Source organism: Clostridium arbusti SL206 (assembly GCF_000246895.1).
GTDB lineage: Bacteria > Bacillota > Clostridia > Clostridiales > Clostridiaceae > Clostridium_I > Clostridium_I arbusti.
In genome coordinates this window covers 1-10,092 of the sequence record NZ_BAEV01000125.1, presented here as the reverse complement: position 1 = coordinate 10,092, position 10,092 = coordinate 1, and the positions used below count along the sequence as shown (strand labels likewise).

Below are 10,092 nucleotides of genomic sequence, written 5' to 3'. Positions count from 1 at the left end.
AGTCCAACGCCAAGTAAGCCATGCATTCGCAGTTCTAAAATTCAGATGGGGTAAAAGAATCCCCACCTGAATTAAGAACTTGCTTCAAACACTGCAAGTATAAATTAATTAATTATAGAGGGAGAATTAGCGATATGTTTAAAAGTCTAAATATTGCCCACAGGGGATTTAGCGGGAAATACCCTGAAAATACTATGATAGCCTTTGAAAAGGCAGTGGAAGCTGGCTGTGATGGAATTGAAACAGATGTGCATATTACAAGTGATGGTGCAATTGTAGTATGTCATGATGAAAGAGTGGATAGAACTACTAATGGGCAGGGATTTATTAAAAATTTAACCTATGATGAAATAAAAAAACTAGATGCAGGTATAAAGTTTGATAAAGAGTTTCAAAACAGTAGAATACCTGATATAGATGAATTTTTAGACTATGTTGAGGATAAAGATTTACTTATAAACATTGAGCTAAAGAATGGCATAATCAATTATGAAAACCTTGAGAAGAGAGTTATAGAAAAAATATGTGAGTATAAGTTAGAGGACAATGTAATACTGTCATCCTTTAATCATTATTCTATGAAAAAGGTTAAGGATATAGATAATAACATAAAAACAGGTCTTTTATATGCAGCTAATCTTTATAAGGCAGAAGAGTATGCAGAGAAGGTAGGGGCTGATGCACTTCATCCTCATTTTGCTTCTGTTATGGATAAGGATATAGTAGAGAATATTAGAAAGAGGGGAATAGCTATAAATGCTTTTACTGTGAATGAGGAGAAGTATATGAGAATACTTATGAGACTAGGCATAGAGGGTATCATAACTAATTATCCTGATGTACTGTCAAGTTTACTAAAGTAGATTTAGTAATGGATTCATTGCTAATAAACAGAAAATTAACATAGACATTACAAGAAGCTAAACTGTTCTTAACATATAAGGTATATTATAAATTACTGTATCAACCTTCAAGTATAATTTTACAAAGCACTAGTGGAAACACTAGTGTATTTTTTTATTGAAAAATCTGTGGATATTAATTAGAAAAATAGTTTTTAACAACAAGTATGGATTTACTTTTCAACATTATAAAAAAGTTACTCACAAGTTGTCCACAATTCTGTGGATAATGTGGACAACAATCGCACAGTTCTGCTAAATAGCCGATATTATATCATTTTTCTCTGTGGATAACTAAATTTGTCGGATGATTGCCTGCTCTAATACTAACATGACATTGTGTGAAAGTAATTCACACAAAATCAAATTCAGGATTAATTCACTATGTGAAATTATCAATTAAGCTTACTTAGTAGTAATTTGTACTTCTATTAAGTAAAATTAATTGTTAAGTAACTAGTTATAGGATAAAAAGAATAACTTATAGATATGATATAATATCATTAAGATATTTATAGCTTAGAACTTTGTTGATTTGAGGTGATTATTATGAACAAAAATGATTTGTATTTTCATATTCATTACTGCAACCACAGAGAAAACTATGAGGACTGGAAAAAGAAAAGTAAATTTACGAGGAAAATTAAGCATCATGAATTATTTTTAGTAACAGGTGGTAAGGGAAATATAACTGTTGGAAATACAAGATATTCTGCAAGAAATGGAATGCTTTTTTATTTTAAACCAGATTTGCTACATTCTGTTGAAGCAGATTTAAGTGATCCAATTAAATTTTTATCTGTTCACTTTAGCTTTGTACATGTTAATTTTTATGATAATAAATGGAGTCTTACAACTGAGGGCGGAGCATTTAAGTTTAATGATATGCAGGAATTTAAAGATTATTATCCTATTTTTAATACCTTTAAGAAGCTTATTGATACATGGAATATAAAGCTTCCCAGCTATGAATTTTTATCTAAAACTATTCTGCAGCAGTTAATATTCGAAATTAATGATAATTTAAAAAGGCAAAGAGAAAATTATGCTATAACTCTAAAGGTAGAAAAGATTATAAAATATATGCATGAAAATATATCTTCTGCAGTTACACTTACTGAACTTTCGGAAATTATATCACTATCACCAACTTATCTATCCAGAATATTTAAAGATACTACAGGATATTCAGTTATTGAATTTTTTAACAAGATGAAAATAGATAAAGCAAAAGAGCTTATGAGCGAAGGTGATAGGAAAGTAAAAGAAATAGCTGAAACAATTGGCTTTAAAGATGAATTCTATTTTAGCAGGTTATTTAAGAAGATAGAAGGAGTAAGTCCAAGAGAATTTTACAATAAGAATGTCCATGAAAATTAAAATACTACATGGTAATAAGGCCTTCCTGACCTTATAATATAGTATATAATAGTAAAAAATACTAAGATATAATGTTTAGTATGTAATACAATATTGTCTAATGACTATTCGCTCTAATATTTTATTATACCCTGAGAAGGGGATTCACACAAAATTTTAAAGGTTTTGATTCTCTGCTTTTGTTAGGTGGGGTTAAAGAGCGGTTACGTCACTATCTAAGAAATGCGAAGGAAGGTTACCTATTGAAAACTTGGAAAAGAAATTTAATAGTATGCTGGTTTGGAACATTTGTAACGCTTATAGGAATGAGTCAGATAGCGCCAATAATGCCTCTTTATATAAGGCATCTTGGTATTCATGATACATCAGCGGTGGCACAGGTTTCGGGAATTGCCTTTGGGGTTACCTTTATGGTGTCAGCAATTTTTTCTCCTATTTGGGGAGCAGCAGCAGATAAATTTGGACGAAAGCCTATGCTTTTACGCGCTAGTTTAGGAATGTCAATTGTAGTTGGAAGTATGGGACTTGCACAAAATGTATATCAATTAATTGGACTAAGGATACTTCAAGGAGTTATAACAGGTTATAGTACAGCTTGCACTACGCTTATAGCAACTCAAACAGAAAAGGAACATGCCGGTTGGGCTCTAGGTGTACTATCTACAGCAGCTATCTCAGGATCCTTACTTGGACCATTACTGGGAGGATATTTAGATGAAATATTAGGTTTACAATTTTCTTTTTTTCTCACTGGTGGATTGATGCTAGTTGCTTTTTTTACTACATTATTTTTCGTAAAGGAGAATTTTGTTAGAGAGGAAAAGAAAAAGGTTTTAACTATGAAGGAAGTTTGGAAACAATTACCTAACTCTAATCTAATAGCCACTATGTTTGTAACTTCTTTTGTTTTGCAACTTGCCTATTATTCCGTAGAACCAATAATGACAGTTTATATATCACAGCTAGCAAAGGAGACATCACATATTGCATTGATTTCTGGCATGGCCTTTTCGGCTTCTGGTCTCGCCAGCATTTTGGCGGCGCCAAGGCTTGGAATGCTTTCTGATAAAATAGGACCACAGAAAGTTGTACTTGTGGCTCTTATCATAGCTGGGATAATATTTATACCACAGGCTTTTGTAAAGAATCCATGGCAGCTAATGATTCTTAGGTTTGCTCTTGGTATTGCCACAGCAGGATTAACACCATCTATTAATACTTTGCTGAAGAAGATAACACCAGAGGCTCTCACGGGTAGAGTATTTGGTTTTAATATATCGGCTTTTTATCTTGGAACCTTTGCAGGTTCTGTGATAGGAGGACAGATTGCAGCTCATTTAGGAATAAGATATGTATTTTTTATAACAAGTTCATTGCTTTTTTTGAATGCTATTTGGGTATATAACAAGGTATACAAAAAGTTAAAAGTACAAAATGAAGCATCTGATGAAAGTATGGATATGAAGAAAAAACCAGTTCACAAAACTGCTTAATAAGGGAAGCACATCAGTTGAAAAAGAAATGTGAAAAATTGCATGAAGGAAGAATTTATTGATAGCAAGTCCATAGCACTAGTAGTTATAGCTGTTCAATTTGTGTGTAAAACTATTTTTCCTAGAATGGGTCAGGCTAGAAGTAGTGATGAGATAGTTAGTATAATAAGGTAGAATGTTAAAAGTTAAAAAAGTAGGATTTAATACTAAAATTAAATTGATTTTAGTGTTAAATCCTACTTTTATGTAAATCGTTGTGATATCTAATATAACAAATATTTTATCTCAATATATGCCTGTACCCAGCATCTTGAGCTTCTTGTTCTGTTTTAAACCATTGACTAACATTTTTGGTCCTATTGTAGTAAGGATCACCAGGAAGATGATATATCTTAGTACCTTTACTATCTATATGACCCTTAATTAAGCCTTGCTCATTTGAAGAAATAGATTGTCCAGATGGAGAATTTGAGTTTGTATTATTTGAAACAGCCTGTTGAGTTTTTGCAGCAGCTTGAGATTGAGCTGCTTGTTGAGCTTCAGCATTTGCCTTGGCCTGAGCGTCAGCTTTAGCTTGAGCTTCAACTTGAGCTTTAGCTTGGGCATCAGCTTGTGCCTTCTCCTCATCGGCTTTAGCCTGAATCTCCGCATCAGCCTTAGCTTTTGCATCGGCTTTAGCCTGAATCTCTGCATCAGCCTTAGCTTTTGCATCGGCTTTAGCCTGAATCTCTGCATCAGCCTTAGCTTTTGCATCGGCTTTAGCCTGAATCTCTGCATCAGTCTTAGCTTTTGCATTGGCTTTAGTCTGAATTTCTGCATCAGCAGCTTGTGATCTTTGTTTAGCATTTAACTCTTGCTGTGCCTTAGCTGCATTGTTAGCAGCCAGAGATTTCTGATCAGCTGGTGAAATTGATGTAAATAATGCACCGAAGAGGAGTAAAAATAAAAGCCCTATAGTACAGAGAGATTTTATAATTTTTGATCGTTGTTTAAATTTTTTACTTTTCTTAAATAAGTAAAAACCATATAGAACTGAGCACATAATTAAAAATATTCCGCCGGCTCTAATCGACGTAAATACTAAGATGAAAAAGATAATAATTGCAATTAAGACTTGAAACCATCTACGTTTTAGTAAATTATTGTCACTTAGCTTCATGATAAATTCCTCCTTATGTGTAATATGTCTAATTGTAGTATATTGTTGAATTTTTTTCAATGTAAAATATTTGTTAATTATGAGTGAACATACATTAAAAATAAATGAATAGATGTTAATAATATATTGTTATATAGGGATGTCAATTTCAAAAATAAAGAATTATATTGACAGTATCATATAATATTGATACTATATCTATAATAAAGTAACATAACCAAAGGCATTGATGTGGAAGAGTAACTACATTGTTGAAATAAAGAGAGGGAATGATGGTGGAAATTTCCCATGATTGATGTAATGAAAGTAGCCACGGAGCTTTAAACTGAAAGCTTTATGTGAGTGAGTAGGCTTTAACGGAGTTCCCACTGTTAAAAGGGAAATAGTGTCGGTATATATGCCCGCATTATATTGAGAGTGTACATTTGTACAAAATTAGGTGGTACCACGAAGATTCACCCTTCGCCCTATATATTATTATAGGACGGAGGGTTTTTTTATTTTCTCTAAACAGTAAAACTTTTAGAAAGTGGTGAGGTATTAATGAGTATAGTATTTGCTGAAAGAATGAACAATGTTAAAAAATCGTTTATAAGGGAAATTCTCAAAGTAACAGAAAATCCTGAAGTAATATCTTTTGCAGGCGGTCTTCCTAATCCTTTATCTTTCCCGGTTAAAGAAATACAGGAAGCTTCACAAAAGGTTTTAAATGGAAATGCTAATGATGTACTTCAGTATAGTACAACTGAAGGCTATCTTCCTTTAAGACAATATATCGCAGAAAGATATTTTAAGAGATTTGGGTTGAAGATTGATGCTGACGAGATATTGATAACAAATGGATCACAGCAAGGACTAGATTTAATAGGAAAAGTACTATTGAATAAAGATGACAATATTCTTATTGAGCGTCCGGGTTATTTAGGGGCAATACAGGCATTTTCAATTTTTGAACCAGTTTTTACTTCTGTACCTGTGAATGATGATGGTGTTGATACTAATTTACTAGAAAGTTCTTTGGATATGCATAGACCTAAGTTGTTTTATACAGTTCCCAATTTCCAAAATCCTTCTGGCATTACATATTCAGAAGAAAATAGAAAAATAACAGCAAACATTCTAAAAAAATATAATACGGTTGTTATTGAAGACGATCCTTATGGTGAACTAAGGTTTATGGGACAGGATTTACCTCCTATAAGAAGTTATTTGGAAGATAATTCAATTATGCTAGGGTCATTTTCTAAAATAGTAGCTCCGGCAATGAGGCTTGGATGGATATGTGCTAAAGGTGAAATCATGGAAAAATTAATAATTGCAAAACAATCAGCTGATTTGCATAGTAATTATTATTCACAAAGAGTAGTATATCAGTTCTTAATAGATAACGATCTTGAGAAACATATAAAAAAAATTAAGCAATTGTATAAGGGACAAAGGGATTGTATGGTATCAATGATTGAAAGATACTTCCCGAAAGAGGTAAAAAGTACAAAACCTGAAGGTGGCATGTTCCTCTGGATAACACTGCCGGAAGGAGTTTCATCCTTAGAATTACTCGATCTTGCAGCTAAAGAAAATGTCGCTTTTGTACCTGGTGATTCATTTTATGCTAATGAAAAAGATAGCAACACATTAAGGTTGAACTATACAAATTCCAATGAAAAAATCATTGAAGAGGGTATTAAGAGATTAGCAAAAGTAACAAGAGAAATTATAAAGGATACATATTAAAATTATACTTTTTTTATAAAAACTCTTGACTTAGAGTTCACCCTAAGATTTATAATGTTTTTATGATGAGATTTATTACAATATAGAATTGTATAAATTATAATTAGATCTCATCATTTATTCAAGGGAGGGTTTATAAATGTTATACAGAAATTTTGGAAAGACAAATGAAAAGGTTTCAATATTGGGATTTGGATGTATGAGGCTTCCGCTACTTCCAGGGGGAAAACCAACTGATATTGATGAAGAAAAATCCATAAAGTTAGTTCGCAGTGCAATTGATAGGGGAGTAAACTATATAGATACAGCCTATCCTTATCATGGAACAGGTATGGGTCAGGGCGGTGCCAGTGAACCATTTGTAGGAAAAGTATTGAAAGATGGTTATAGAGAAAAAGTGAAATTAGCTACAAAACTTCCTAGTTGGCTTATAAAAACAAGAAGTGATATGGATAAATACTTAAATGAACAATTAGAACGTCTTCAAACTGATCATATAGATTTTTATTTAGTACATTCACTTAACCGAAAGGATTGGGATAGACTAAAAGAAAATGGAATTGATGAATTTTTAGATTCTGCTATAAAAGACGGTAGAATAAAATATGCAGGATTCTCATTTCATGATAAATTAGATCTTTTTAAAGAAATAGTAGATTACTATGATTGGTCATTTTGCCAGATACAATACAACTACGTAGATGAGGAGTTTCAGGCTGGAACAGAAGGATTAAAGTATGCTGCTGAAAGAGGGCTTGGAATTACAATTATGGAACCACTTAGAGGAGGCAAGCTTGTTAATGACATTCCACAGGAAGCTAAAGCTGCCTTTAATCAAGCGGATATGAAGAGGACACCAGCAGAATGGGCGCTAAAATGGGTATGGAATCATCCAGAAGTATCAGTTATTCTCAGTGGTATGAATTCAATGGATCAGGTTACAGAAAATATAAAAATAGCCAGTGAAACAGAAGCAAATTCATTAACAGACAAGGAATTAAAACTAATTGATAAAGTGAATAATATCATTAAAGGCAAAGTGAAGGTTAGCTGTACAGCCTGTGGATACTGTATGCCATGTCCGGCAGGTGTAAATATTCCAGGATGTTTTACTGCTTATAATAATTACAGTATGTTTGGTAAAGATGAAACTTATAATATGATGATTAGATCTAGAGATCAATTAGCATCAAAGTGTGTAGAGTGTGGAAAATGTGAAACTCATTGTCCACAAGGTATTTCAATTCGTAAGGAATTAAAAAATGTTAAGGCGTTATTTGAATAAATTTCAATAATGTCAATTTGATAATATTAAGTATAGGGGCTTATTTGATACAGAATGGTACAAATAAGCCTTTATACAAGAAAAAATTACTAGTGATAGTGTTAAAATTTATTATTTGAAAGTTGAAGGTTTAGCAAGCAGTATTATTGGATGAATGTAGGGTTTAATAAATGGTATTTGTTTTTAAGAGGGTGATTAAAATAGATATTAAATTGAATAAAAATACTAAATGGATTTATTATGCAATAGTAGTTGTAATACTGCATATAGTTGGTGTAGCAATACTAGTAGTTCATGTTGGCAAATATCCTCAAATGTTGGGGTTCGGTTTCCTAGTATATACTCTTGGACTGAGGCATGCTTTTGATGCAGATCATATAGCAGCAATTGATAATACTGTTCGCAAGTTAACACAGCAAAAAGAAGAGCCTACAGGTGTTGGATTTTTCTTTTCGCTTGGACATTCTTCTGTAGTATTTATTATGGTTATAATAACTACTTTTTCTATGAAGTGGGCCCAAGTAAATATTCCACAAATAAAAGAGATTGGAAGCATAATTGGTACATCAGTATCTGGGGGATTTCTTTTACTAATAGGAATATTGAATTTGTATATATGGTTTGATGTCTATAAAATTTTTGGCATTACGCGTAAAGGCAAATATAATGAAGAACAATTAGACAAGCTTTTGATAAACAGAGGTTTTATTTCACGTTTTTTAGGGCCGCTTTATAAATTTATCAATAAAAGTTGGCATGTGTATCCCCTTGGTTTTTTATTTGGACTGGGATTTGATACTGCCTCTGAAGTAGCACTTTTGGCTATCTCAGTAAATGCAGCTACTCAAGCTGTTCCAGTTACTCTTCTAATAGCTTTGCCAATTATTTTTGCTGCTGGAATGAGTCTTATGGACACTGCAGATGGAATATTCATGACTAATGCTTATAATTGGGCATTTTCAACACCGCTGCGTAAAATATACTATAATCTATCTATTACTGGAATATCTGTAGTGGCAGCATTATGTATAGGATTTATTGAATTAACTCAAATATTAGCACCTAAGCTGGGGTTAAACAGTGGTATCTGGAAATGGATAATTAATCTTGATTTCGGGAGCATTGGATATTTGCTAGTTGGTCTATTTGTTCTGTCATGGGGATTGTCCTATTTCATATGGAAGAGATTAGATTTAGAAAGTGCATAAGTAATTAGGCATATTCAAATAAATAGAAAATGCTCTTTGAAGGAATAAGAGTATTCTCTATTTATTTTATAAGATCTTAATTCAAAATAAGCTTTTCTAAAAATTCAGTTTGATTCCTTCAAATACATAATTTATCAAGTTTTTTACAAAAATATCATCAAGCACTTCTCCAGTTATCAATAATCTATAGAATACAGGTCCCCAAATTAAATCAATAGTTAACTCTATATTCAGATTTTTTCTTAATTCCCCTCTTGAAATTCCACGTTCTAAAATTTGTTTTGAAATACTTCGGCGAGGCTTAAAATATGCTTTACGATATACATCAGCGAGCTTTGGATCAAATTGTCCTTCAGCTATTATTTCAGTAATTACATTTCCTTCCCTACTAATTAGAAATTTTACAAAATTATTGACTTGAATGAACATATCATCAATAGTTGATCCTGTATCAGGTATTGGAAGCTTCACACTGGTAGCATTTAAAAAACCATCCATAACAACAGCAGCTTTATTTGGCCACCATTTATAAATAGTAGCTTTGCTAACGCCAGCTCTTCCAGCAATCTTTTCGACGGTTACTGCTCCAAACCCATTTTCAATTAATAAGTCATATGAAGCAGTAAGAATATCTGTTTTTGTTTTTTCACAACGAGGACGTCCTAATTTTTTATCCATTATAAATACCTCCTTATATTATTATAAGTGAATTTTAAAACTATACGTATATTATATATTAAAAAATTAAAAAATACGCTTTACAATACTGAACGTTTAGTATATTATATAAATATAAACTAAACGTTCAGTATTTGTCTATAGAAAATTGCAATTAATATAGTGTAAAAAAATTGAAGCAAGTTCTTAATTCAGGTGTGGATTCTTTTACCCCATCTGAATTTTAGAACTGCAAATGCATGGCTTACTTGGC

9 protein-coding genes and 1 other annotated feature are annotated in these 10,092 nt (G+C 32.1%); of the genes, 7 read left to right on the top strand and 2 right to left on the bottom strand.

Annotation, left to right across the window (positions count from 1 at the left end; genetic code table 11):
* The first annotated feature begins 134 nt into the window (after window positions 1-134).
* The 4 genes from RH99_RS16355 to RH99_RS19970 all read left to right on the top strand — a co-directional run bounded on the left by RH99_RS16355 (window position 135) and on the right by RH99_RS19970 (window position 3,949).
* A complete protein-coding gene (locus tag RH99_RS16355; protein ID WP_010240752.1) occupies window positions 135-863 on the top strand; it encodes a glycerophosphodiester phosphodiesterase in 729 nt (242 codons plus the stop codon).
* A gap of 588 nt (window positions 864-1,451) precedes the next feature.
* On the top strand, window positions 1,452-2,282 hold the full coding sequence (locus RH99_RS16350; protein WP_010240751.1) for an AraC family transcriptional regulator: 831 nt from the start codon (window positions 1,452-1,454) through the stop codon (window positions 2,280-2,282).
* Window positions 2,283-2,524: 242 nt separating this feature from the next.
* Entirely contained in the window at window positions 2,525-3,775 is a 1,251-nt protein-coding gene (locus RH99_RS16345) for a multidrug efflux MFS transporter (protein WP_010240750.1), read from the top strand.
* 42 nt (window positions 3,776-3,817) lie between these two features.
* On the top strand, window positions 3,818-3,949 hold the full coding sequence (locus tag RH99_RS19970; RefSeq protein ID WP_279374522.1) for a hypothetical protein: 132 nt from the start codon (window positions 3,818-3,820) through the stop codon (window positions 3,947-3,949).
* A gap of 106 nt (window positions 3,950-4,055) precedes the next feature.
* On the opposite strand, the gene RH99_RS19445 is transcribed toward RH99_RS19970, so the two are convergent.
* Complete coding sequence (locus RH99_RS19445; RefSeq protein ID WP_010240749.1) at window positions 4,056-4,934, bottom strand: sunset domain-containing protein; 879 nt, start codon at window positions 4,932-4,934, stop codon at window positions 4,056-4,058.
* A 217-nt stretch (window positions 4,935-5,151) separates the two neighbouring features.
* Window positions 5,152-5,407: a binding site (T-box leader), on the top strand.
* A 70-nt stretch (window positions 5,408-5,477) separates the two neighbouring features.
* On the opposite strand from RH99_RS19445, the gene RH99_RS16335 reads away from it, so the two are divergent.
* From RH99_RS16335 to RH99_RS16325, 3 genes are all read left to right on the top strand, one after another.
* Complete coding sequence (locus tag RH99_RS16335) at window positions 5,478-6,668, top strand: aminotransferase-like domain-containing protein (protein WP_010240747.1); 1,191 nt, start codon at window positions 5,478-5,480, stop codon at window positions 6,666-6,668.
* 139 nt (window positions 6,669-6,807) lie between these two features.
* On the top strand, window positions 6,808-7,953 hold the full coding sequence (locus RH99_RS16330; protein WP_010240745.1) for an aldo/keto reductase: 1,146 nt from the start codon (window positions 6,808-6,810) through the stop codon (window positions 7,951-7,953).
* A gap of 170 nt (window positions 7,954-8,123) precedes the next feature.
* On the top strand, window positions 8,124-9,161 hold the full coding sequence (locus RH99_RS16325; RefSeq protein WP_010240740.1) for a HoxN/HupN/NixA family nickel/cobalt transporter: 1,038 nt from the start codon (window positions 8,124-8,126) through the stop codon (window positions 9,159-9,161).
* Window positions 9,162-9,257: 96 nt separating this feature from the next.
* On the opposite strand, the gene RH99_RS16320 is transcribed toward RH99_RS16325, so the two are convergent.
* A complete protein-coding gene (locus RH99_RS16320) occupies window positions 9,258-9,839 on the bottom strand; it encodes a TetR/AcrR family transcriptional regulator (protein ID WP_010240737.1) in 582 nt (193 codons plus the stop codon).
* Between the last annotated feature and the right edge of the window lie 253 nt (window positions 9,840-10,092).